General features: G+C 70.8%; 24 protein-coding genes and 1 pseudogene. 19 read left to right on the top strand and 6 right to left on the bottom strand.

From position 1 onward, the window contains the following. The 5 genes and pseudogenes from I53_RS00735 to I53_RS00715 form a co-directional block, all read left to right on the top strand. A pseudogene (locus I53_RS00735) lies at positions 1-666 on the top strand (cell division protein FtsZ); the annotation flags it as partial. A gap of 438 nt (positions 667-1,104) precedes the next feature. Next, positions 1,105-2,052, top strand: coding sequence for a UDP-3-O-acyl-N-acetylglucosamine deacetylase (gene lpxC, locus I53_RS00730; RefSeq protein WP_043345543.1), 948 nt, complete (start codon positions 1,105-1,107; stop codon positions 2,050-2,052). A gap of 191 nt (positions 2,053-2,243) precedes the next feature. Beyond that, positions 2,244-3,125: an outer membrane protein assembly factor BamD gene (locus I53_RS00725; protein ID WP_043345570.1), complete on the top strand. Its 882-nt coding sequence runs from the start codon at positions 2,244-2,246 to the stop codon at positions 3,123-3,125. A gap of 172 nt (positions 3,126-3,297) precedes the next feature. Then, positions 3,298-4,971, top strand: coding sequence for a DNA repair protein RecN (recN, locus tag I53_RS00720; RefSeq protein WP_043345540.1), 1,674 nt, complete (start codon positions 3,298-3,300; stop codon positions 4,969-4,971). Positions 4,972-5,087: 116 nt separating this feature from the next. Continuing rightward, entirely contained in the window at positions 5,088-5,288 is a 201-nt protein-coding gene (locus I53_RS00715) for a hypothetical protein (RefSeq protein WP_043345537.1), read from the top strand. Positions 5,289-5,303: 15 nt separating this feature from the next. Here I53_RS00715 and I53_RS00710 read toward each other — a convergent pair whose 3' ends face one another. Beyond that, a complete protein-coding gene (locus I53_RS00710; protein ID WP_043345535.1) occupies positions 5,304-5,549 on the bottom strand; it encodes a hypothetical protein in 246 nt (81 codons plus the stop codon). Positions 5,550-5,846: 297 nt separating this feature from the next. Between I53_RS00710 and pstS the strand changes: the two genes are divergently transcribed. From pstS to phoB, 6 genes are all read left to right on the top strand, one after another. After that, positions 5,847-6,887 carry a phosphate ABC transporter substrate-binding protein PstS gene (gene pstS, locus I53_RS00705; protein WP_043345532.1) on the top strand — a complete coding sequence of 347 codons (1,041 nt, stop codon included), beginning with the start codon at positions 5,847-5,849 and terminating at the stop codon, positions 6,885-6,887. An 84-nt stretch (positions 6,888-6,971) separates the two neighbouring features. Further along, positions 6,972-7,949, top strand: coding sequence for a phosphate ABC transporter permease subunit PstC (gene pstC, locus I53_RS00700; protein ID WP_043345529.1), 978 nt, complete (start codon positions 6,972-6,974; stop codon positions 7,947-7,949). Positions 7,950-7,961: 12 nt separating this feature from the next. Further along, entirely contained in the window at positions 7,962-8,852 is an 891-nt protein-coding gene (pstA, locus tag I53_RS00695; RefSeq protein WP_075380270.1) for a phosphate ABC transporter permease PstA, read from the top strand. Positions 8,853-8,872: 20 nt separating this feature from the next. After that, on the top strand, positions 8,873-9,688 hold the full coding sequence (gene pstB / locus I53_RS00690; protein WP_043345526.1) for a phosphate ABC transporter ATP-binding protein PstB: 816 nt from the start codon (positions 8,873-8,875) through the stop codon (positions 9,686-9,688). Between the two features lie 118 nt (positions 9,689-9,806). Next, positions 9,807-10,526: a phosphate signaling complex protein PhoU gene (gene phoU / locus I53_RS00685; protein ID WP_043345524.1), complete on the top strand. Its 720-nt coding sequence runs from the start codon at positions 9,807-9,809 to the stop codon at positions 10,524-10,526. A 188-nt stretch (positions 10,527-10,714) separates the two neighbouring features. Next, positions 10,715-11,410 carry a phosphate regulon transcriptional regulator PhoB gene (gene phoB, locus I53_RS00680; protein WP_043345521.1) on the top strand — a complete coding sequence of 232 codons (696 nt, stop codon included), beginning with the start codon at positions 10,715-10,717 and terminating at the stop codon, positions 11,408-11,410. Positions 11,411-11,557: 147 nt separating this feature from the next. Here the strand turns inward: phoB and I53_RS00675 are convergent, their stop codons facing one another. Together I53_RS00675 and I53_RS00670 are read right to left on the bottom strand one after the other, a co-directional pair. Continuing rightward, positions 11,558-13,729, bottom strand: coding sequence for a protein-disulfide reductase DsbD domain-containing protein (locus tag I53_RS00675; RefSeq protein ID WP_187294289.1), 2,172 nt, complete (start codon positions 13,727-13,729; stop codon positions 11,558-11,560). 119 nt (positions 13,730-13,848) lie between these two features. Beyond that, the gene (locus I53_RS00670) at positions 13,849-15,687 is read right to left on the bottom strand and encodes an aminopeptidase P family protein (RefSeq protein ID WP_043345520.1); all 1,839 of its coding nucleotides are present in this window, start codon (positions 15,685-15,687) and stop codon (positions 13,849-13,851) included. 127 nt (positions 15,688-15,814) lie between these two features. Here I53_RS00670 and I53_RS00665 point away from each other — a divergent pair, with 127 nt between their 5' ends. Beyond that, on the top strand, positions 15,815-16,078 hold the full coding sequence (locus I53_RS00665) for a hypothetical protein (protein ID WP_043345518.1): 264 nt from the start codon (positions 15,815-15,817) through the stop codon (positions 16,076-16,078). Here the strand turns inward: I53_RS00665 and I53_RS00660 are convergent, their stop codons facing one another. Both I53_RS00660 and I53_RS00655 read right to left on the bottom strand, forming a co-directional pair. Continuing rightward, complete coding sequence (locus I53_RS00660; RefSeq protein WP_043345517.1) at positions 16,079-16,267, bottom strand: Rmf/CrpP family protein; 189 nt, start codon at positions 16,265-16,267, stop codon at positions 16,079-16,081. It lies immediately after the preceding gene. A 40-nt stretch (positions 16,268-16,307) separates the two neighbouring features. After that, the gene (locus I53_RS00655; protein WP_043345515.1) at positions 16,308-17,228 is read right to left on the bottom strand and encodes a 50S ribosomal protein L11 methyltransferase; all 921 of its coding nucleotides are present in this window, start codon (positions 17,226-17,228) and stop codon (positions 16,308-16,310) included. A gap of 298 nt (positions 17,229-17,526) precedes the next feature. Here I53_RS00655 and I53_RS33585 point away from each other — a divergent pair, with 298 nt between their 5' ends. The 4 genes from I53_RS33585 (at position 17,527) to modB (ending at position 19,666) form a co-directional block, all read left to right on the top strand. Beyond that, the gene (locus I53_RS33585; protein WP_167380412.1) at positions 17,527-17,670 is read left to right on the top strand and encodes a hypothetical protein; all 144 of its coding nucleotides are present in this window, start codon (positions 17,527-17,529) and stop codon (positions 17,668-17,670) included. A gap of 156 nt (positions 17,671-17,826) precedes the next feature. Continuing rightward, positions 17,827-18,024: a hypothetical protein gene (locus tag I53_RS00650; protein ID WP_043345513.1), complete on the top strand. Its 198-nt coding sequence runs from the start codon at positions 17,827-17,829 to the stop codon at positions 18,022-18,024. A gap of 118 nt (positions 18,025-18,142) precedes the next feature. Continuing rightward, a complete protein-coding gene (gene modA / locus I53_RS00645) occupies positions 18,143-18,958 on the top strand; it encodes a molybdate ABC transporter substrate-binding protein (RefSeq protein WP_043345511.1) in 816 nt (271 codons plus the stop codon). A 15-nt stretch (positions 18,959-18,973) separates the two neighbouring features. Further along, on the top strand, positions 18,974-19,666 hold the full coding sequence (gene modB, locus I53_RS00640; protein ID WP_043345507.1) for a molybdate ABC transporter permease subunit: 693 nt from the start codon (positions 18,974-18,976) through the stop codon (positions 19,664-19,666). 30 nt (positions 19,667-19,696) lie between these two features. Here the strand turns inward: modB and I53_RS00635 are convergent, their stop codons facing one another. Further along, positions 19,697-20,353, bottom strand: coding sequence for a glutathione S-transferase (locus I53_RS00635; RefSeq protein WP_043345504.1), 657 nt, complete (start codon positions 20,351-20,353; stop codon positions 19,697-19,699). A 62-nt stretch (positions 20,354-20,415) separates the two neighbouring features. On the opposite strand from I53_RS00635, the gene modC reads away from it, so the two are divergent. The 3 genes from modC to I53_RS00620 form a co-directional block, all read left to right on the top strand. After that, complete coding sequence (gene modC, locus I53_RS00630) at positions 20,416-21,519, top strand: molybdenum ABC transporter ATP-binding protein (RefSeq protein WP_043345502.1); 1,104 nt, start codon at positions 20,416-20,418, stop codon at positions 21,517-21,519. A 193-nt stretch (positions 21,520-21,712) separates the two neighbouring features. After that, on the top strand, positions 21,713-22,159 hold the full coding sequence (locus tag I53_RS00625; protein WP_043345500.1) for a TadE/TadG family type IV pilus assembly protein: 447 nt from the start codon (positions 21,713-21,715) through the stop codon (positions 22,157-22,159). Further along, the coding region (locus I53_RS00620) for a TadG family pilus assembly protein (protein ID WP_043345498.1) at positions 22,156-23,534 on the top strand (1,379 nt) is incomplete at its 3' end. The genes I53_RS00625 and I53_RS00620, both read left to right, overlap by 4 nt.

Genomic DNA, 23,534 nt, shown 5'->3' with positions numbered 1-23,534 from the left:
CCGGCCCCGCGCGGCAAGCCAAGCACGGAGATGCGGGCCGAGCCGCGGATCGAGAGCNGCATGGAGAGCGCCGCGCCGGTGACCCGCGACGACGTCGTGCTCGCCCCGGCCCAGGCGCGCGCCGCGGCACCGTTCGTCCCGGCTCCCGCACCGCAGCGGGCCGAGCCGGCCCCCGCCATCGAGGCCGGCCCGTTCGTGCCGCCGCGTCCCGCCGCCCCGACGGGCACGCCGCTCGCCCGCGCTCCGCGCATGCCGCAGATCCACGAGCTGCCGCCGATCGCCCAGACCCAGATCATGGCGAACCGCGCGGCCGAGGAGGCCGCTCCGGAATCCAAGCGGACCTCGCTGCTGCGCCGGCTCGCCACCGTGGGCTTCGGCGGCCGCCGCGAGGACATGGAGGGCGCCCCGGCGGCCCGGCCGGCCTCTCCCGCCGCCCCGCAGCCGCATTTGGCCCAGCCGCACATGGCCCAGCCGCACATGGCCCAACCGCACATGGCCCAGTCCCACGTGCCGCCGGCCCCCCGTGCCCCGGCCGCGCCCGCGGTGCCGCAATACCGCCCGGCCCAGGGCAACCTCGACGCGCAGGGCCGGGTCTCCGCGCAGCCCCGGATGATAGACGACGATCAGCTCGAGATCCCCGCCTTCCTGCGCCGTCAGGCGAACTGACAGGCCGAGATCTCGGACACGGCAGGGGGCCGGCGGGAAACCGCCGGCCCCTTCGCGCTGCAACAAAGCAACTCGTGGTTGTTACAGCCTGAAACAGGCCCCATCGCGTGGGCATGCGGCGTCTCGCGAGGCCGGGACCGTGGTGCATCCGCGCCACAGAACGGCCGCCGGTTAGCCATGCGTTAACCAAGCTTTAAGCCTTTGGTGGACCAGCGTTTTGCGGCAACGAGCCGGTAAGCGTGTCTGTAACAGACCGTAAGAATCCGTGATTTGGCTGCCCTGTGCGGTGCAGCTATAGAAACCATGTGATCGAGACGACACGCATCGGGACACAACCTGATCGCGTGGGCTAGGGCATCAAGCAGCGGACGGATCAGTCGGTTTTCTCTTCACCCCCGGTCGGGGTGTCGGGATCTGGTCGCGCCCGGGGGCTAAGGAATGCGAACGCACAAACAGACGACCCTCAAAGGGCCGGCGACTCTCTCGGGCATCGGAGTTCACTCCGGCAATCCCGCCGAGATCACGATCCGGCCCGCTCCGGCCAATCATGGCATCGCCTTCCTCCGCACCGGCACCACTCACGGCAACGACCGCCTGATCAAGGCACACCACGCCCTCGTCTCCGCCACGGAACTCTGCACCGTTCTGGGTGACGTCGAGACGGGCGCAGTCGCCACCGTCGAGCACCTGATGTCCGCCCTGTTCGGCCTGGGCGTCGACAACGCCCTGATCGAGATCGACGGCCCGGAGATGCCGATCCTCGACGGATCCGCGCTCCCCTTCGTCCAGGCGATCGACCAAGTGGGGATCGCCACCTGCGACACCCCCCGGCGCTGGCTCAAGATCCTCCGCCACGTCCGCATCGAGACCGGCACGTCCTTCGCGGAGCTGCGTCCGATCGATCGCGGCTTCCGCCTCGATGTCGAGATCGATTTCGAGAGCCCGGTGATCGGCCGCTCCCGCAAGGCGATGGACCTCTCGCCCGCCACCTATCGCCGCGAGATCGCCGGCGCCCGCACCTTCGGGATGATGCGGGACGTGGAGCGCTACTGGAAGGCGGGCTTCGCCCTCGGCGCCTCGCTGGAGAACACCGTGGCGGTCGGCGAGACCGCGGTGGTCAACCCCGAGGGGCTGCGCTTCCAGGACGAATTCGTCCGCCACAAGATCCTCGACGCGATCGGCGACCTGGCGCTGGCCGGGCTGCCGATCCAGGGCGCGTACCGCTCCTATTGCGGCGGCCACCGGATGAATGTCGGCGTGCTCTCGGCCCTCTTCGCCGACCGGGCGAACTACGCCATCGTCGAGGCGCAGGGCTCGCGCCGCGAGACCGTTTTGTCCGAACTCGGCGTCGGCCTCGGCATCGCCGCCTTCGCGGGCGACCTCTAGAAAGCGCCTGTGGCCGGTGGGACACAGCCGGCAACCGATCCTGGCTGCCGCAGCCTTGCCGCTTTCGTGCCCGAATCGAACGGCACGGTTTAACGGTCCGTGAACGGCGGGCACGGCCCGGGGCGGGCCGGATCCACCCACGCGATGGCATGACGGCGCGAGACGGCGCCGGTTCCGGGAAAGAGCGCCAGATGCCTGTCACCATTCGTCATCGCCGGGGAGCGGCCTTCGCGGCGCCCCTCGTGGCCATCCTCGGCCTGGGCCTCGGCGGCTGCGACTTCGACCCGACCAGCATCTTCGCTGAGAAGTACAAACCCGAAGTCGTCCCGGACGTCCCGGCCGACAAGCTGTACAGCGACGGCTTGGCCAAGCTCGAGGACAGCGACTACGAGGGCGCGGTCAAGAAATTCGACAATCTGGACAAGCAGTATCAGTATTCTGAGTGGTCTCGGAAGGCACTGCTGATGACGGCCTACGCCAACTACGAAGGCCAGAAATACGACGACGCCATCAGCGCCTCGAAGCGTTACCTGCAGCGGCATCCGGCCAGCAAGGACGCCGCCTACGCGCAGTACCTGATGGCGATGTCGAACTATAAGCAGATCCCGGACGTCACCCGCGATCAGGACCGGTCCGAGAAGGCGCTCGTCGCCCTCCAGGAACTGGTGCAGAAGTATCCGACATCGGAATACGCTGCCGACGCGAAGGCGAAGATCCAGATCACCCGCGATCAGCTCGCCGGCAAGGAGATGGAGATCGGCCGCTTCTACCTCGAGAAGCGGAATTTCCCGGCGGCGATCAACCGCTTCCGCGACGTGGTCGCCAAGTACCAGACCACCCGCCACGCCGAGGAGGCGCTCGAGCGCCTGACCGAGGCCTACTGGGCGCTGGGCATCACCCAGGAGGCGCAGAATGCCGCCGCGGTGCTCGGACACAACTTCCCGGAAAGCCCCTGGTACAAGGACGCCCACGCGCTCCTGGCTCAGGGCGGCCTCGAGCCCCGCGAGGAGAAATCCTCGTTCCTCTCGAAGATCTACCGCACGGTCACCGGCAAGACCGCCTCGGCCGAGTAGGCATCGGAGCCCGCAACCGGGCCGTCCCGCGCACAGATCGAGGCCCGGAGCCGCCGCTCCGGGCCTTTCCCGTTGCGGCGCCCCCTTGCGTGGTGCGACGCATTTTTGGGGTGAATCCGCGCCGCAGCGGCCTTATGTGTGCGGTCCCGTCCTGAGGAATCCCCGTCGCCGCATGCTGGCGCAGCTCGCGATTCGCGACATCGTCCTGATCGACAGGCTCGAACTGAATTTTCGATCCGGACTCAGCGTCCTGACCGGAGAGACGGGCGCGGGCAAATCGATCCTGCTCGACGCCTTCGCCCTGGCCCTCGGCGGTCGTGGCGACGGCCGCCTGGTGCGTCACGGCGAGGCGCAGGGCGTGGTCACGGCGGTCTTCGACCTGCCCGTCGACCATCCCGCGCGCCGGATCGCGGAGGAGGCCGAGATCGACATCGAAGGCGATCTGATCCTGCGCCGGACCCAGATGGCGGACGGCCGGACCCGCGCCTTCGTCAACGACCAGCCGGTGGGCGTGCAGGTCCTGCGGGCGATCGGCGCGGCCCTCGTGGAGATCCACGGGCAGCACGACGACCGGGCGCTCGCCGACCCCGCCTCGCACCGCGCGATCCTGGACGCCTTCGGCGGGCTTCAGCCCCAGCTCGCCAAGGTCGGCACCGCCGCTCGGGCCGTCCGGACGGCTCGGATCGAACTCGCCGAGCACCGCGCCCGGGTCGAGACGGCCCGCAAGGAGGCCGATTTCCTGCGCCATTCCGTGGAGGAACTCGCCGCACTCGCGCCGCTTCCGGGGGAGGAGGCGCAGCTCGCCGAGCGCCGCACCATCATGCAGCAATCCGAGAAGGTGGCGCGCGAACTCAACGAGGCGCTGGAGGCGGTCGGCGGACCCCATTCCGGCGTGCCGCATCTCTCGGCCGCCCTGCGCAAGCTGGAGCGCCGCGCCGCGCAGCTGCCGGCCCTCGTCGACCCGTGCGTGAACGCCCTCGACGCCGCGATGGTCGCCCTCGACGAAGCCCGGGCGGTCCTCGATGCGGCGGTGGCCGAGACGGAGTTCGATCCCCGCGACCTGGAGCGCGTGGAGGAGCGGCTCTTCGCCCTGCGCGCCGCGTCGCGCAAGTACGACGTGCCCGCCGACGACCTCGCCGCCCTGGCGGAGCGCTACGCCAACGACGTCGCGGCCATCGATGCCGGCGAGGCGGCGCTGTCCGGCCTCGAGGAGGGGCTCGCGACGGCGGAGGCCGCCTACGCCGAGGCTGCCGAGAAGCTCAGCGCCGGGCGCCGCCGGGCGGCCAAGCAGCTCGACGCCGCCGTGAAGGCCGAGCTGCCGCCCCTCAAGCTGGAGCGGGCCCGGTTCATCACCGAGATCGTCACGGATCCGGATTCCCGCGATGCCGCCGGCACCGACCGCGTCGAGTTCTGGGCCCAGACAAACCCGGGGACCAAGCCCGGTCCGATGATGAAGGTCGCCTCGGGTGGCGAGCTGTCGCGCTTCATGCTGGCGCTCAAGGTGGTGCTGGCCGACAAGGGCTCCGCTCCGACCCTCATCTTCGACGAGATCGATACCGGGGTCGGCGGCGCGGTGGCGGACGCCATCGGGCTGCGCCTCGCCCGACTGGCGGCCACCGTGCAGGTGGTCGCGGTGACCCATGCCCCCCAGGTTGCCGCGCGCGCCGAGACGCATTTCCTGATCGCCAAGGCGCCCGTGAAGGGGGCCGGCCGCGTCGCCACCCGCGTGTCGAGCCTGCCGGTCGCCGAGCGCCGGGAGGAGATCGCCCGGATGCTGGCGGGCGCCACCGTCACCGACGAAGCCCGGGCGGCAGCCGCGCGCCTGCTTCAGGGCGCCGAGGCGTAGCCCGGCGACAGCCTTAACCGTTGGTTGAGCTTAACGATGCGTTAACTATTCGACTTGAAAGTGCCGTCATCCCGGTACCGCGGAAGGCATGGGCGGTCGATGGGCGGGAGGGAGCCATGAAGCCGGCTATCGTCGAGTCCGATGGGCATCTGCCTGCGGGACAGTCGCTGAAGCGGGCGCTCGACACGCGCCAGCTCGGCCTCAACCTTCGCACGGTCTACGAAGGCAGCGTCGACACGCAGCCGATCACCGACACGCACGTCGAGCTGCTTCTGCGACTGCGCCAGAAGGAGCGGGAGCTGCGCCGGGCGATCTGATCCGGCCCCGCGCCGCTACCAGCGGCGCGCCCCCGGCCGTCGACGATACTCGGCGGCACGAATCAACGTCAGCACCCGGTCGAGGTTGACCAGCAGCTCGGCCTCCTCGCGCCGCGCTGCGGCCGCCAGCTCCGGATCGGTGGAGAATTTCTGGCGCGCCTGCGCCAGCGTGAGGGCACGCTCCACGGCTTCCCGCTCCGCATGCAGGGCCGACCAGACCGGGTCGGCATCCGCCCCCGTATCGACCTCCTCGCCGCCCACGATCCGACGTCCTCCCGCTGTAACTGCCGCTGCCGCTGCCGCTGCCACTACCGCTGCAGCTGGCATTGCCCCGGCATTGCCGCTGCCCATGCGGGTTATGAACGCGCGAGAACCACGAACCGTGCCGTCGGGCCCGCGGCGCGATGTCATCCCGGTGTCATCTGCCTGTCGTATGCGCCCCTCCATCGGGCGGCCGGCGCTGGGTCTCTTCGGAAGATCGGCCGCAGAGCTCTGCCGCGGGCATGGGCTTGCCGGCAGGGCAGCGCAGGCTCTTGCCCGACGGCAACGGAGAATCCCTTGAGACCCTTCGCTTACGCGCTCGCCGTCGGCCTCGCGACGGTTCAGCTGGCGTCCGCGGCGCTCGCCGCCGATATCACCGGCGCCGGGGCTACGTTCCCCTTCCCGGTCTACTCCAAGTGGGCCGAGGCCTATCGCAAGGAGACCGGCTCGGGCCTCAACTACCAGTCGATCGGCTCCGGGGGCGGCATCAAGCAGATCCAGGCGAAGACGGTCGATTTCGGCGCCACCGACGCGCCCCTCAAGCCCGAGCAGCTCGCCAAGGACGGTCTCGTCCAGTTCCCGACCGTGATGGGCGGCGTCGTGCCGGTGGTGAACATCCCCGGGATCGAGCCGGGCAAGCTCAAGCTCACCGGCGACGTGCTGGCCGACATCTATGCCGGCAAGATCGCCAAGTGGAGCGATCCGCGGATCGCGAAACTCAATGACGGGCTGAAGCTCCCCGACTCCAACATCACCCCGGTCTACCGCTCCGACGCGTCGGGCACGACCAACATCTTCACCACCTACCTGTCCCAGGTCTCCGAGCCCTGGAAGAAGGAATACGGCGCCGCCACGACGATCTCCTGGCCGGTGGGGCAGGGTGGCAAGGGCAACGAGGGCGTGACCGCCACGGTGAAGCAGGTCCCGAACGCGATCGGCTACGTCGAGTCGGCCTACGCCAAGCAGAACAAGCTTTCCTACGCCCTGCTGCAGAACAAGGCCGGCAAGTATCCGCAGCCCGACGACAAGGCGTTCCAGGCCGCGGCGGCGAGCGCCGACTGGAAGGCGACCCCGGGCTTCGGCATCTCCCTGACCAACCAGCCGGGCGAGGCGGCGTGGCCGATCACGGCAGCGACCTTCATCCTGGTCCACAAGGATGCCGTCGATCCGGCCAAGTCAGCCGATGTGCTCAAGTTCTTCAACTGGGCCTACAAGAACGGCGACAAGCTTGCCGTCGACCTCGACTATGTCCCGCTGCCGGACAACGTCGTCGAGCTGATCCACCAGGAGTGGAAGGACGTGAAGGGCAAGGACGGTAAGCCCGTCTTCAACATGTGAGCGTGGCCGGGAGGAGGTGGGAACCTCCTCCCTCGCTTCTCGGAACGCCCCGCGCTACCACGCCCTCTTCGCAGAGAACAGCGGATGCCCGCTTTGACAGAATCGATCGCCCTCGGCCGAACCCGTTCCGCGACGGCGCGGAAGGCGCCGAGCCGGAGCCTCGACACCCTGTTCCGGACCTCCTCGTATGCCGCAGCGCTGCTGGTGCTGCTCGTCCTCGCCGGCATCCTGGGCTCGATCCTCTACGGCGGTTGGCCCGCCTTCCGCGAATTCGGCTTCGGGTTCCTGACCTCCAGCGCCTGGAACGTCGGGACCGAGCAGTACGGCGCCCTGGTGGCGGTGATCGGGACCGTCGCCTCCGCCTTCCTGGCGCTCCTGATCGGCGTCCCCGTCTCCCTCGGGATCGCGGTCTACCTCACCCAGCTCTGCCCGGGCTGGGCCCGCAAGCCGGTCGCCATGACGATCGAGCTGCTCGCCGCCGTGCCCAGCATCATCTACGGCATGTGGGGCCTGTTCGTGTTCGCGCCGCTCTTCGCGCGCTACATCCAGATCCCGGTCTCGAACCTCGTCGAGGGCATGCCGATCGTCGGCACGCTGTTCTACGCCCGGGTGCCCTCGGGCGTCGGCGTCTTCACCGCCGGGATCATCCTGGCGATCATGATCGTGCCGTTCATCGCCTCGATCGCCCGCGACATGCTCGACCAGATCCCGACCGTGCTGCGCGAGAGCGCCTACGGCATCGGCTGCACCACCTGGGAGGTGGTGCGCCACGTGCTGGTGCCGCAGGCCTCGGTCTCGATCATCGGGGCGATCATGCTCGGCCTCGGCCGGGCGCTGGGCGAGACGATGGCGGTGACCTTCGTGGTCGGCAACGCCAACCGCCTCTCGGCCTCGATCTTCGATCCGAGCTCGACCATCGCGTCGCGCATCGCCAACGAGTTCAACGAAGCCGACGGCCTCCAGCTCAACGCCCTGATGGCTCTGGGCTGCATCCTGTTCGTGATCACCTTCGTGGTTCTCATCATCGCCCGGCTGCTGACGCGCCGCGTCCAGGCCGCCTGAGGAGCACGCGCGATGGACGCCTCCCCCACGATGACCGCGGCGCCCCGGCGCCGCTCCGGCCGGGTCCGTCAGGGCCGGCGCATCGCCGACCGCACGCTGCGGGTTGCCTGCACCGGGGCGACGCTGGTGGGTGCCCTGGTCCTGGGCTCGATCCTGGTGATGCTGATCGTCCAGGGCGTGCGCGGCTTCACGCCGACCCTGTTCACCAACCCGACGCCGGGCCCCGGATCCGAGGGCGGCGGCATCGCCAACGCCATTCTGGGCAGCCTCGTCCTGACCGGGATCGGCATCGTGATCGCGACGCCGGTCGGCGTCATGGCCGGGACCTTCCTGGCCGAGTACGGGCGCGGCTCGAAGCTCGCGGCCCTGATCCGCTTCCTCAACGACATCCTGCTCTCGGCGCCGTCGATCCTGATCGGCCTGTTCGTCTACACCCTGATGGTGCGGCCGATGGGCACCTATTCGGGCTGGGCCGGCGGCGTCGCGCTCGCGATCATCGCCGTTCCGGTGATCGTCCGCACCACCGAGGACATGCTGCGGCTCGTCCCCGGAACCCTGCGGGAGGCCGGCGCGGCGCTCGGGGCGCCGCCCTCGACGGTGATCATCAACGTCACGTGGCGGGCGGCCTCGGCTGGCATCGTCACCGGGATCATCCTGGCCCTGGCGCGCATCGCCGGCGAGACGGCGCCATTGCTGTTCACCGCCCTCAACAACAATTCCTGGTTCTCGGCCAACCTGATGGGTGGCGTCGCGAACCTGCCGGTGATGATCTACCAGTTCGCCCTCTCGCCCTATCCGAACTGGCAGGGCCTCGCCTGGGCCGGCGCGCTTCTGATCACCGCCACCATCCTGGTGCTGTCGATCATTGCCCGCCTTGTGATCAAGCCGCAGACCTCGCGCTGAGACCCTTCGAGGACACGACGATGAACGCCGCCTCCGCGATCCCCACGGTCGAGCTGAACCGCAACCGCGCCGACGAGGGCGGTCCCGTGCGGATCGCCGTGAAGCGCCTGAACTTCTACTACGGCAGCTTCCACGGGTTGAAGGACGTCAACCTCAACTTTCACGACCGGCAGGTCACGGCGCTGATCGGGCCCTCGGGCTGCGGCAAGTCCACCCTGCTGCGCTGCTTCAACCGGATCTACAGCCTCTATCCGGAGCAGCGGGCCGAGGGCGAGATCCTCCTGGACGGCGAGAACATCCTCAGCCCCTCCATCGACCTGAACGAGCTGCGCTCGCGCATCGGCATGGTGTTCCAGAAGCCGACGCCGTTCCCGATGTCGATCTATGACAACGTCGCCTTCGGCCTGCGCCTCTACGAGAAGCTGCCGAAATCCGAACTCGACGGCCGGATCGAGGCCTCCCTGCGCAAGGCCGCCCTCTGGGACGAGGTGAAGGACAAGCTCAAGCAGCAGGGCACGGGCCTGTCGGGCGGCCAGCAGCAGCGCCTGTGCATCGCCCGCACGGTGGCGCAGCGCCCGGAGGTGATCCTGTTCGACGAGCCGACCTCGGCCCTCGACCCGATCTCCACCGGCCGCATCGAGGAGCTGATCGAGCAGTTGCGCGACGAGTTCACCATCGTGATCGTCACCCACAACATGCAGCAGGCGGCGCGCATCTCGCAGTTCACCGCCTTCATGTATCTGGGCCAGCTGATCGAGTTCGGTCCGACCAACCGGATGTTCATGAACCCGACGGAACGCCGCACCCAGGACTACATCACCGGCCGGTTCGGCTAGTCTGCCTGGACGCTCCGGTCTCGGGGAAGGCCGTCCGGTCGCCGCATCCGCGGAGGGCCGGCGGGTCCCCGAGGGCCTCCCCGGAGCGCCGCCCCCGGGACCCATCGAAGGATTCGCCATGCCCGGCCATATCGTCACCTCCTACGACACCGACCTGGAGAACCTGCGTCGCTCGATCTCGGAGATGGGCGGCGTGGCCGAGAAGATGACCGCGGAGGCGACGGACGCCCTCGTGCGCCGGGACGACACGCTCGCCCAGGCGGTGATCGTCGCCGACAAGCGCCTCGACGCCCTGCAGCGGGACATCGAGGAGCGCGCCGTGCTGTTGATCGCCCGGCGTCAGCCCCTGGCGATCGATCTGCGTGAGACGATCTCGGCGATCCGCGTCTCCGGCGACCTCGAGCGGATCGGCGACCTCGCCAAGAACGTCGCCAAGCGGGTGGTGGCGATCTCCGATCAGGCGCCGGCCCAGAAGATCGTTCTCGGCGTGCGCCACATGAGCGACCTCGCGGAGGGCCAGCTCAAGGACGTTCTCGACGCCTATGCGAGCCGCGACGTCCAGGCAGCCCACGATGTCTGGGAGCGGGACGGCGAGATCGACGCCCTGTACAATTCGCTGTTCCGCGAGCTCCTGACCTACATGATGGAGGATCCGCGCAACATCTCGTTCTGCACGCATCTTCTGTTCTGCGCCAAGAACGTCGAGCGGATCGGCGACCACACAACCAACATCGCCGAGACGATCCATTATCTCGCCACGGGCGAGGCCCTGGCGGGCGACCGGCCGAAGAACGATGCGTCGAACTATGCGACCGTGGACGGGGTGCCGGCTCCGTAAGCGGGCCGCCCCCGGTCCAGGCGTCGGCCTGCGCGCGCTCCTGTGGGGCGCCGCCGGAGAATCGGAGCGTGCGGGTTGAGGCTGAGCGGCGCCTCCTGCACCCTCTGCCTGCCCGCCAACTCCAAGGAGAGTCGGCGCGCCTGCAGGCCGTATGGCGCCGCTTCGTGAACGGATCTTCGAACGTGAGCATGCAAGTCCTGATCGTCGAGGACGAGGAGGCGCTGACCACGCTGCTGCGCTACAATCTGGAAGCCGAGGGCTTTCTGGTGGATTCCGCGGCTCGGGGCGACGACGCGGAGCTGCTCCTGGCGGAGCGGATCCCCGATCTCGTCCTGCTCGACTGGATGCTGCCCGGCCTGTCGGGCATCGAGCTGTGCCGGCGGATCCGGGCGCGCCGGGAGACCGAGCGGCTGCCCGTGATCATGCTCACTGCCCGGGGCGAGGAGGGCGACCGGATCCGCGGTCTCGGGACGGGCGCCGACGACTACATCGTCAAGCCGTTCTCCGTCCCGGAACTGCTTGCCCGGATCCGCGCGCTGCTCCGCCGGGCCAAGCCCGCCCATGTCTCGGACCGGCTGGCGGCGGGCGACCTCGAACTCGACCGCACCGGCCATCGCGTCCGCCGCGGCGGCGAGGAGCTGCATCTCGGCCCCACAGAGTTCCGTCTGCTGGAATTCCTGATGCTGGCGCCGGGCCGTGTCTTCTCCCGCGAGCAGCTCCTCGACGGGGTCTGGGGACACGACGTCTACATCGACGAGCGCACGGTCGACGTCCATGTCGGGCGGCTGCGCAAGGCACTGAACGGCCCGCGCCAAGCCGACCCGATCCGTACGGTCCGCGGCTCGGGCTACGCCTTCGACGAGACGTTCTCGCTCGACGCTTGAGAGGGGCGCGAAGCGTTCCGGGACAAAGGGTTCCGGGCCGGAGGCCGGTCGGCCGCGCCGCCCGCCCGCGTGCAGCGAAGGGAGCCAGGGACGTTCGAGGCCGGCGGATGCTGCGAGGCCCGGCGGCCCCCCGGGCCTCGCGCAGATTCAGCGGGTCAGCGCCGCGCTCCGGCCGGACGCGACCGGCACGGCGTCGAGCGCCGCCAGAACCGTCCCCTCGGTGAGGATCTGCGGAAGCACCTGAGGCGCTCCGGTTCCGGTATAGAGGAGGTAGAGCGGCACGCCGCTGCGCCCGTGCTTCTCCAGCAGACGGGTGATCTCGGGATTCTGGTTGGTCCAGTCGCCCTTCATGTAGGTCACGCCGCGCTCGGCCATCGCGGCCCGCACGGCCTTGGTGTTGAGCGAGGTCGCCTCGTTCACCGCGCAGGTGATGCACCACGCGGCGGTCATGTCCACGAAGACGGGGCGGTGCGCGTCCACCAGGGCGTCGAGACGCGCTTGAGTGAAGGGCTCGACCCCGTCGGCGGCGGCCTGCGCCGACGGCGCGGTGCGGTCCCGCGGAAGGGTCACGGCGAGGGCCGACACGGCGATTAGCGCGAGGGCCGCAGCGAACCGCGCGACCCGGCCCGCCCCGGGCGCGGCGGCGCGGCCGTGTTCCCAGGCCCAGGCGGCGAAGCCCACCAGGACGAGGCCGATCAGCGCCGCCAGCAGCCCACGCGGATCGACCTGCTGCGCCAGAACCCAGATCAGCCAGGCCACGGTGGCGTAGACCGGGAAGGCCAGGACCTGTTTGAGGGTCTCCATCCAGGCGCCCGGCCGCGGCAGCGCCCGCAGGGCCGGCGGCCAGAGGGTCAGCACCAGGAAGGGCAGGGCGAGGCCGAGGCCGAGGCTCGCGAAGACGGCGAGCGCGACACCGGCACTCTGCGTCAGCGCGAAGCCCACCGCCGAGCCCATGAACGGCGCCGTGCAGGGGGTCGCCACCAGGGTCGCCAGCACACCCGTGAAGAACGAGCCGCTCAGGCCGGCACGCCGGGTCAGGCCGTCTCCGAGGCCGGCGAGCCGGCCGCCGACATGGACCACTCCGGACAGGCTCAGGCCCATAGCGAACAGCAGATAGGCGAGGGCTGCGACCATGGCGGGCGATTGCAGCTGGAAGCCCCAGCCGATCGCGGCCCCACCGCCCTTCAGGGCGATCAGCAGGGATGCGAGGCCGAGGAAGCTCGCCAGCACGCCGGCCGTGTAGGCGAGGCCGTGCAGCCGCAGCCGCGCCGGGCCCTCGCCGGCATGCCGCACGAGGCTCAGCACCTTGATGGACAGCACCGGGAAGACGCAGGGCATCAGGTTTAGGATCAGGCCGCCCAAAAAGGCGAAGGCCGCGGCGGTCGCGAGGGTCAGCGCGTCGAACTCGGCGGCGGCGGGCGGGGCTCCGGCCGGATTCGGCGCGCTCGACGCGGCCGCGACGGCAGGAAGCACCGGCTCGTCACCATACGCGAAGGCGAGGCGGCGGGTGCCGTCCGTACCGACCTCGTCGATCGTCAGGACGCCGGGCAGGGCGGCGGGCAAAGGATCGGTCGGGCTGCTGCGCGCGATGGTCAGATGCAGACCGGTCTCGTCGACGGTCATCACCTGCGCGGCGGCGTTGTCGATCGCCGTCTCGGCATAGGGGAAATAGGCGGCGTTCCGGATGGATTCGGGTTTCAGGCCGGTCGCGGCGAAATCGAGCTGCAGCGTGTCGCCCTGGCTCGACAGGCGCAGGGGCCAGAGCGCCGGCGCGGGCAGGGCAGCCCGGGCGCGCGCGAACAGCGCGGCGTTGGCCGGGTCCGGCTCGGCCTTGCCCACCGGCAGGGTGAGGGCGAGATCGGCCGAACCGGGGACGCACTCGGTCTCGCAGACGAGATAGGTCAGCTTCGCCTGAATCTGAACGGGATTGGCCGGGTCGAGGCTCGGCGGCGGCGTCACGGGCACGAGGAGCGTGACTTCACCCTCGTAGCCGTAATTCATGAGGGTCGCGATCGGGATGCGCTCCGGCGCCGGCCACCGGATCGCGCTGGCGTTGAAGCCGGCCGGCAGGGTCCAGGTCACCTCCGGAGGCAGTCCGGAATCGCCCGGGTTGCGCCAGTAGACGTGCCAGCCGGGCTTGATCTGCATCCGCACCGCCAGCGTGAACGGCTGTGCGCCGGCGACCGCGGCGGGCTCGGCCACGAGGCTCGCCCGCACGAGGTCGGCCGGCGTGCGGAAGCCCTGCGGGACCCCTTGGGCTGCGGCGGCCGAGAGGCTCGCGGCGAAGGCCAGGATCAGAATGGCGAGGCGGCGGATCATGCTGTCCCTTCGCGCGCAGGGCCGGCGCGGTTTCACGCACGGTATATCCGGGCCAGCGCGGTCGTTTCGATGGCGGTGGGTCTTACCACGGGCCGTGCCCGGGATCCCACGCCGATCGCTCAGTCCGCGAGCGGCACGGTCGCACGCTCCAGCCAGTCGCGCGTCCCGGCATCGACCCGGGGCGCCAGGGTCTCGCGCACCCGGGCGTGATAGGCATCGATCCAGGCGCGCTCTTCCGGTTCGAGCAGGTCCGGCTGGATCAGCCGCCGATCATAGGGGGCGAGCGTCAGGGTCTCGAAGCCCAACATCGGGCGCTCGCCGCCCGCGATCGTGCGGGGCTCGACCAGCACGAGGTTCTCGATCCGGATTCCGTAGGCGCCGCGGGCGTAATAGCCCGGCTCGTTCGACAGGATCATGCCGGGCTCCAGCGCCACCGTGCCGGTCTTGGCGATCCGCTGCGGTCCCTCGTGCACCGACAGGAAGGCGCCAACGCCGTGGCCGGTGCCGTGATCGAAGTCGAGCCCCGCCTGCCAGAGCGGCGCCCGGGCGAAGGCGTCGATCTGGGCGCCGGTCGTGCCGACAGGAAACACCGCCCGGGCAATCGCGACGTGGCCCTTCAGCACCCGGGTGTAACGGTCGCGCATCTCGGCGCTCGGCGTGCCCACCGCGACCGTGCGGGTGATGTCGGTGGTGCCGTCCGGATACTGCGCACCGGAATCGATCAGGAACAACTCGCCGGTCCGGACCGTCCGGTCGGTGGCGCGGCTCACCCGGTAATGGACGATCGCGCCGTTCGGCCCGGATCCCGAGATCGTCGGGAACGAGACCTCGCGCAGATCGCCGCCCGCCGCGCGGAAATCCTCAAGGGCCTCGACGGCGGCGATCTCGGTGAGGCCTCCGGCCACGGCCGCACCGTCGAGCCAGGCAAGAAACCGCACGACACTCGCCCCGTCGCGGACATGGGCGGCACGCGCACCGGCGATCTCGGCGGCGTTCTTGACCGCCTTCATGCCGGTGATCGGATCCTTGCCGACATCGGCAGTGCCGCCGGCAGCCTCGATCTTTTCCTTCAGGGCGACGGCGCCGGTCGCCGCGTCGAGGCGGACACGCACGCCGGCGAGGGATCCCAGCCCGTCGTCCAGTTCCGCCCGGGGCAGGATCTCGGCGATCGGGGCCAGCACCGCGCGCAGTGCCGGATCGACCTCGGGCGAGACCAGGAACAGCCGCGCCAACCCCTCGCGCGGCAGGATGGCGTAGCCGAGGGCCAGGGGCGTGTGACCGACATCGGAGCCGCGCAGGTTGAAGCACCAGGCGAGATTGTGCGGATCCGAGATAATCAGCGCATCGCAGCCGCCCTCGGCGAGGGCCGCCCGGATCCGGGCGATTTTGTCGGTGCAGGCCTCGCCGCACAGGGCATCCGGATGGAGCACCACCGGCCCGGCGGGGGGCCTCGGGCGGCCCGCCCAGACGGCGTCGACGAGGTTCGGCACGGCCCGCACGGTGCCGCCGGCCCGGGTGGCGGCCCGCTCCAGGCGTGCGAGACCGTCGGGTGTATGCAGCCAGGGATCGTAGCCCAGAACCTGATCCCTCTTGAGGTTGACGCCGATCCAGGCTTCCGGCGTCGACTCGGCCAGCGGCACCACCGTGAGGATGCCGGTATCGACCTGTTCGGGCGCCTGCAGGGTGTAGCGGCCGTCGACGACCAGCGCCGCGGATTCCATCAGGATCACGGCCGTCCCCGCAGAGCCGGTGAAGCCGGTGAGCCAAGCCAGCCGTTCGGCGTCGGCCGGAACGTATTCGGACTGGTGCTCGTCCGCCCGGGGCACGACGAAACCGTCGATCCCGTGCTCGCGGAGAGCGGCCCGCAAGGCCTCGATCCGCTCGGCGCCCTTCCGGTGGCTCGGGTCGTCGAAACTCTGGAAGCGCTGACGCGGCTGGGGCGGACGGGGCTCAGTCATGAGGCGAGCCTAGCGCCCGCCGCTCCCACGCCGCAACACCCCGTCCTCAGAGGAGGCGCCCGGGTGCGGTGCCTAAAAGATCGCTAACAATCTTATCACGCCGCCGGATTTGGCCTATTCCTCAGACATGCCACGCCGCGTCTACTACCGGATCAGCGACAGACCCGATGGCCGCTTCGACGCCATCGTGACGATCGAACCCGACACGGTGGTTCGCCGGGACGGATTCGATTCGCTCGCCGAACTCGAGGAATGGGTGGACGGTCTGCGCGTGCTGATGGCGGCGCTCGGCGCTCCCGTGTCGCGGGCAGACGGGGCGGAAACAGCAGCCGAAACCGCCCCCACGTCGGATGGTTCGACGCCGTCGGGCCGGCTCCGCACCGCGCGCTGATCAGCGCTTCGTGACCGGCAGATCCGGCATGCGCTCGATGGGCGCGCCGTCATAACCTTCGAACCACGCAAGGCGTGCGGGCGAATTCGCCGGATAGGGGCAGGCGTCCTTGGGACGGCCCTGGGCTCGGGCGCGGGCGCCCTCGGCGATGGGGTCCGCGGGCGGATCATGGAGCGACGTCTGGCTCATGGCCAATCAACGCGCCGGCGCGCCGCCGGTTCGGGGCGCCTCAGGGCCGTGGGCGGCGGGCGGCGCCGCCGCGCATCAGGACCAGGGCGACCCAGCCCTCGATCATGCCACGGCGGACGAGGGAGAAGCCCTGGAGGCGGTAGGCCGAGAGGACGCCGGGCACGTCGCGCGCGATCAGGCCGGACAGGACCAGAACGCCCTCGGAGGCGACCACGCGCGTCAGCGTCGGCGCGAGGAGCCGCAGGGGCCGGGCCAGAATGTTGGCGAAGACGAGATCGAAATGGCGCGGCCGGTCGGCGAGGCGGTGGCGCACCCCCGGCCCCTCGTAGAGCTTGAGATAGGGCCCGAGCCCGTTGGCCCGGGCGTTCTCGCGGGCCGTGCGCACGGCCTCCGCGTCGAGGTCGCCGGCCACGACGGGTTGCCGCAGGGCCTTGGCGGCCGCGAAGGCGAGGATCCCGGTTCCCGTACCGACATCGAGGACATGGGCCGGGCGCCGGCGCTTCAGCTCCGAGACCAGCGCGCGCAGACAGCCCAGGGTGGTCCCATGGTGGCCGGTACCGAAGGCGAGGGCCGCCTCGATCTCGATGGGCAGATCGTTGCCCCGCACGGCGTCGCGGTCATGCGAGCCGTGGACGAGGAAGCGTCCCGCCCGGACCGGCTTCAGCCCCTCGAGCGACGCGCGAACCCAATCCTGCTGCTCGATGGTGCGAAACTCGGCCGCATCCGCCGCATCGCCGATGACGGGCCGGATCAGGTCCCGGACGTAATCCTCGTCGGGCGTGTCGGCGAAATAGGCTTCGAGGCGCCACGTGCGGCCGTCCTCGTCCTCGAAGGCGGCGACGGCCGTGTCCATGGGATCGAACATCTCACCCAGGAGGTCGGTCATCGCCCGGGCCGACCGTTCATCGGTCAGCAGGCGCAGGACGTGAGACGGGCGGTGGGGCGGCAGGCCTTCGAGCATGATGCCGGGCTGTAACGCCGGGGCGCGCCGCAGCCCAGGGGCTGGCGCGAAAAAATACGGTCCCCGCCGGCGCAGGGAGGCCCGGGAGACGCGGCCGACGCGCGGCCGACGCGCGGTCCCGCCCTTTGTTGCCGGACAGACACAAGGGTCAATACTTGTGATCTCAGCGATCTAAATCAGTGTCCAGGGGCATCGCGCGTGCTTAAACAATCTCGGCTTCCCCAAGGCCAGACCCTCGACTCAGGCGCGCCGCACTTCGTGGAGCGGCGCGCCGGTTTTGACAGACGATCGTGCTGCCATGACATCGCCTCTCCTTATCAGCGTCGCCTTCGCGGTTGTGACCACGGCCGCGGCCACGCTGTGGGCGCTGCTGGTTGCGGACGGCATGAGCGGCGCGCCGGAGAGTCAGCCGGTGGAAGGCCGCGACATCCGGACCTGGTGAGCCCCGCCTTTCGATTCGTGCGCGCGACTGCCCAGGGATGCGGCACGATGGTCGCGCGTTAATCACATGATCCACCGGGGCCGTGGAACCAGCCGCTTCGGGCGGCGTTTTTGCCGGCTTTTTACGTGAATCACGATTGAGCAGGGTGCGTACAGCGTGACCAAGTCCCGGCGTTCCGGCCCGCGTGGGCCCGTGGTCGTCACCGGCACGGCCGTGCAGTCCCGACCGCGTGAGCGGATCTTCGGGGGCCCCGCACCGGACGGGCCCCTCCCGGGCCACCTCCTGGTTCTGCTGAGCCGCCTGCACCGCGCCGAGGCCGAGCCCAAGGACCGCCGCGACGCCAATCTGGGGTGATCCGACGAGGGCGTCCTTCCCGGCGCGACCGCCGGCCTTGGCCGGCGGTCGCGGCGTCCCTATGATCCCCGTCGTTCCCCGCCGGATATAGCGGGTCGCGACCGGGGAGACCCCATCCATGCGCCTGACCCGACGGATCCTGGCCACGCTGGCCCTCGCAACGCTGGCGCTCGCCCCCGGGGATCGCGCGGCGCGGGCGGAGGAGCCCGTCGTGGTGTTCGCGGCCGCCAGCCTCAAGAACGCCCTCGACGACGCTTCAGCCGCCTGGACCAGGGCGACGGGCAAGACCGCGCGGGTCTCCTATGCGGGCTCGAACGCCCTCGCCAAGCAGATCGAGGCGGGGGCGCCGGCGGACCTGTTCATCTCGGCCGACCTCGCCTGGATGGACTACGTGGACCGGGCCGGGCTCCTGAAGACCGGCTCGCGGATCGATTTCCTGCGCAATGCCCTGGTGCTGATCGCGCCGGGTCCGAAGAACGGCGCCGCGGACCCGCAGATCGCCCTGGCGCCGGACCTCGGCACCACGCTGACGCGGATTCTCGGCGGCGGCCGGCTGGCCATGGCGACGATCGACGCCGTCCCGGCCGGCAAGTACGGGAAGGCGGCCCTGGAGAAGCTCGGCGCCTGGGACGCCGTGAAGGGGCAGGTGGCGCAGGCGGAGAACGTGCGCGCCGCCCTGCTGCTCGTCGCGCGGGGCGAGGCGCCCCTCGGCATCGTCTATGCCACCGACGCCGCCGCGGACCCGAGCGTCCACGTGCTGGCGACCTTCCCGGCCGACAGCCACCCGCCGATCATCTATCCGGCGGCCGTGACCAAGGTTTCGCGCAACCCGGATGCCGGAGCCCTGCTCGGCTACCTGCGCGGCCCGGAGGCCCGGGGCTTCTTCGAGCGCCAGGGCTTCACGGTGGTTGCGCAGCCCGGCGCCAGCCAGTAGCGGCGCGCCGGCCCCGTGTTCGGTCTGACCCCGGAGGAGTGGACCGCCGTCGGCCTGAGCCTTCGGGTGGCGACGGTGGCGACGCTTGCGAGCCTCGTGCCCGGCCTCGCCGTGGCGTGGCTGCTGGCGCGGCGCCGCTTTCCCGGCCGCGCCCTGCTCGACGGGCTGGTCCACCTGCCGCTGATCCTCCCCCCGGTGGTCACCGGCTACCTGCTGCTGCTGGCCTTCGGCCGGCGCGGTCTGCTCGGCGCCCCCCTCGCCGAGATCGGCGTGGTGCTCTCCTTCCGCTGGACCGGAGCGGCGCTCGCCTGCGCGGTGATGGGGTTCCCGCTCATGGTGCGGGCGATGCGGCTGTCGATCGAGGCGGTCGACCGGCGGCTGGAGCAGGCGGCCGGGACGCTGGGGGCGAATCCCTTCGCGGTGTTCCTGACCATCACGCTGCCGCTCAGCCTGCCCGGCTGCCTCGCGGGGGCCGTGCTGGCCTTCGCCAAGGCGATGGGCGAGTTCGGCGCGACCATCACGTTCGTGTCGAACATCCCCGGCGAGACCCAGACGCTGCCGTCGGCGATCTACACGCTGACGCAGGTGCCCGGCGGGGAGGGGCCTGCCCTGCGCCTCACCCTGATCTCGATCGCGCTGTCGGTCTCGGCCCTTCTGATCTCGGAAGTCCTCGCCACGCGGGCCGGTCGACGGCTGGGGGCGGGCTGAATGGCTGCCGCCTCTAAGGGGGAGACCCGCTCAGGCATAGGCGTAGGGGCCGCCCTGCTGCAGCGCCCTCTGATAGGCCGGGCGGGCATGGATGCGTGCGAGCCAATCCGTGACCTGCGGGCCCGTTCCCGTGCCGCGCACCGCGAAAGCCTCCAGCGGGAAGCTCATCAGGATGTCGGCCGCGGAGAAATCGGTGCCGCAGAAATACGGCCGGTCCGCGAGCTCCGCCTCCCAGAAGGCTGCATGCCGGCGCAGATCCGGATCGACGAAGCCCCGCAGCACCGTGTCGGCGATCCGGCGCACGACGGGCCGCAGCAGCCAAGGGCTGCTCGGCGCCAGCCGACCGAAGACCAGCTTCAGCAGCAGCGGCGGCATCGCCGACCCTTCGGCGTAATGCGACCAGTAGACGTAGCGCCGCCGCGCCTCCGTCCCTGGTTCGGGCACGAGCCTCGCGCCGGCCAGCTCCGTGAGATAGGCGACGATGGCGCCGGTCTCGGCGACCACCGTCTCGCCGTCGGTGATCACCGGCGCCTTGCCGAGCGGGTGCACGGCCACGAGCTCGGGGGGCGCGCGCAGGGTCCGGGGATCGCGGGCATAGCGCGTCACGCGATAGGGCAGGCCGAGTTCCTCCAGCAGCCAGAGCACGCGCTGCGACCGGCTGTTCTCGAGGTGATGGACCGTAATCATCGCGGGCGAGTCCCGGCCGGCGCCGGAACGCGCCGCGGCCCCTGTTACCCGAGTCCCGCCGCGTGAGCATCCAGGTCGACGTTCAGATCCGGCGCGGCGCCTTCACGCTCGAGGCCGCCTTCGAGGCCGGGCCGGGGCTCACCGCCCTGTTCGGGCGCTCGGGCTCGGGGAAGACCACGTTGATCGACCTGATCGCCGGCCTCGCCCGCCCGGATCGGGGCCGGATCACGGTCGGGGGGGCCCCATGGGTCGATACCGCGGCGGGACTGATCCTTCCGCCGCATCGGCGACAGGTCGGCGTGGTGTTCCAGGATGCGCGGCTGTTCCCGCATCTCAGCGTCCGGACCAACCTCGGCTACGGCCGCGTCTTCGCCCGGCACCGTGCCGACCCGGTGGCCTTCGCGGCGGTGACGGGCATGCTCGGGATCGACCATCTCCTCGACCGGCGGCCTGCCGGGCTCTCGGGGGGTGAGCGCCAGCGGGTGGCGATCGGCCGGGCCCTCCTGGCCAGACCGCGCCTCCTGCTGATGGACGAGCCCCTCGCGGCCCTGGACGAGGCCCGCAAGGCCGAGATCCTCCCCTACATCGAGCGCCTGCGCGACGAAGCCGGCATCCCGATCATCTATGTCAGCCACGCGGTGTCCGAGGTGGCACGGCTCGCCACCACGGTGATCGTGCTGGAATCCGGGCGCGTGGCCGCCGCCGGCCCCGCGGAAACGATCCTGCGCCGGGCCGATCTCGTCCCGATCCACGAGGCCGAAGCCGGCGCGCTGCTCGACATGGTCGTCGAGGCCATCGATGACGCCACCGGGCTCACGCGTCTGACGGGCGCCGCCGGGCGCCTGCTGGTGCCGGGGCTGTCGCGCCCGCCCGGAACGCGGCTGCGCGTCCGGATTCCCGCCCGCGACGTGCTCGTCGCCACAGAGCGCCCTCGCGGGCTCAGCGCCCGCAACGTGCTGGCGGGCCGGATCTGCGGGCTCGCCCCGGCGGGAGCCGAGACGGCGGTGGAGATCGATTGCAACGGCGCGCGCCTCGTGGCGCGCGTCACCGCCGCTGCCATCCGCGAACTCGGGCTGGTGCCGGGGCGCGACGTTCATGCCATTATCAAGAGCGCGGCCTTCGATCCCGCCGGCATCGGTCTGCTGCGGCCGCCGACGGCCATCTGAGGCCGCCCCGGCGCGACGGCGTCGGGGCCGCACGCGGTGGCGCAGCGCGGTCCCCCCTGCCGGCGCCGCACCGGAGCGGCTGTTTTCGCCCAAAGGTTGTATAATCGACGATTAAAACAACCATTGGTTAGAAGATCGGCGCCACCATAGGTCGTGCAGTCATCGGGCTGCGCGACCCGTGGAGGGCGATGCGATGGACTTGCGGCGCTTGCGCCGGCGTGGCGCGCCGAAGGGGTGGACCTGCCGGCGGGGCAGCTCCGCGGTGGAGTTCGCCCTCGTGGCGCCCATGCTGCTCCTGCTGTTCGCCGGGATCGCGGTGTTCGGGATCTGTCTCGGCGCGGCCCACAACCTCCGCCAGATCGCCGCGGAGGCGGCACGCGCCTCCGTGGCGGGCGTCACCGATTCCGAGCGCGCCAGCCTCGCCCAGAAAATGGTGAACCAGAGCCTGAACGCCGGCGCGATGTTCCGGCCGGGCAGCATCGTCGTGCAGGTCGGGCCGGATCCCAGCGACGCCACGGTGTACACGGTCACCGTCACCCTCGACGCCACGACGCTGGGCATCAACGTCTTTTCCCGCCTGCTGCCGATGCTGCCGAGCGTGCTGCGCAGCACCGTCAGCGTTCGAAAGGGCGGCCTGTGACCGGGCCGCGCGCAGGCCGGGCACGGCGCTTCCGGGCGGCCCGGGGCGGCAACGTCGCGATCCTGGTGGCCCTCGGCAGCGCGATGCTGATGGCAGCGGGCGCGGTCGGGATCGACCTCGGCATGGTCTTCCAGGCGCGGCGCAAGGCACAGGGGGCGGTGGATATCGCCGCCATGCTGGCGGCCGTCGATCCGGCCCAGGCGGACACGGCGGCGCGGCGCTCCCTCGGCGACAACGGCTACGCCACGGCGACCGCCACGGTCAGCCCGGGCAGCTACGACGCCAGCGCGCCGGGAACCGCGCCCGGCAGCCGGTTCAAGGCCGGCGGCAGCCCGGCCAACGCCGTGCGGGTCGGTCTCTCGACTTCGGTCCCTGTGACCTTCGGCCGGGCGATCGGCCTTCCGGCCGCGGTGCCGCTGCGGGTCACGGGCACCGCGGCGAGCGCGCAGTTCGCCGCCTTCACGATCGGTTCCGGCACCCTGCAACTCCAGGGCGGCATCGCCAACGCCCTGCTCGGCGCGCTTCTGGGCGCCAAGCTGTCGCTCAGCGTCAGCGACTACGACGCCCTGGCGAGCGCCCGCGTGGACGGCCTGCGGGTGCTCGACGCGCTCGGGGCGAGCCTCAACATGCAGGCGGCGAACTACACCGACATCGTCCAGGCGCAGGCCAGCGTCGGGCAGATGTTGATGGCGCTCCGGGTCGCCGCGCAGGACAATGGCAGCGTCGTCTCGGCCCTCTCGGGAATCCTCAACGCCCTGCCGAATGCCGGCAACCTCATCGCGATCGGCCAGGTGGACGGGCTGGGCGATGCCGCGGCGCTGGCGCCGCCCCGGGGCTTCGCCGGCCCCTCCCTCAACGTGCTGAACCTTCTGGGTGCCGCGGCCGCGCTGGCGAACGGCCAGAACCAGGTGGCGGTCGATCTCGGGGCGACCATTCCGGGCCTGCTCGCGACCCGCCTGACCCTGGCGATCGGCGAGCGCAAGCGCAGCTCGGGCTGGGTCCGCCCGGGCAGCCCGAACGCCACCGTGCAGACCGCGCAGACCCGGCTGCTGATCGAGGCCACGGTCACGGCACCCCTCGGACTCGGGAGCCTCACCCTGCCGGTCTACGCCGAGGTGGCGCCCGCCCAGGCGACCCTGCGGGCGCTCACCTGCGCGGGGCCCAGCGGACGTCAGGTCACCCTCGACGCGCAGACCGGGCTGGCGACCCTCGCGATCGCCGGCGTGCCGCGCACGGCGATCAACGGCGGCAGCACAGGTCCCGACCTCTCGCAACCGGCCCCCCTGATCGCCCTGCCGCTGATCACCGTCTCCGGCCGCGCGCTGGTGACACTGGGTACGGGCGCGCAGACCCTGACCTTCTCGGAGGCGGACAT

Origin of the sequence: Methylobacterium sp. B1 (assembly GCF_000333255.1) — a bacterium.
Classification (GTDB): domain Bacteria; phylum Pseudomonadota; class Alphaproteobacteria; order Rhizobiales; family Beijerinckiaceae; genus Methylobacterium; species Methylobacterium fujisawaense.
This window is presented reverse-complemented; position numbering and strand designations above follow the sequence as displayed.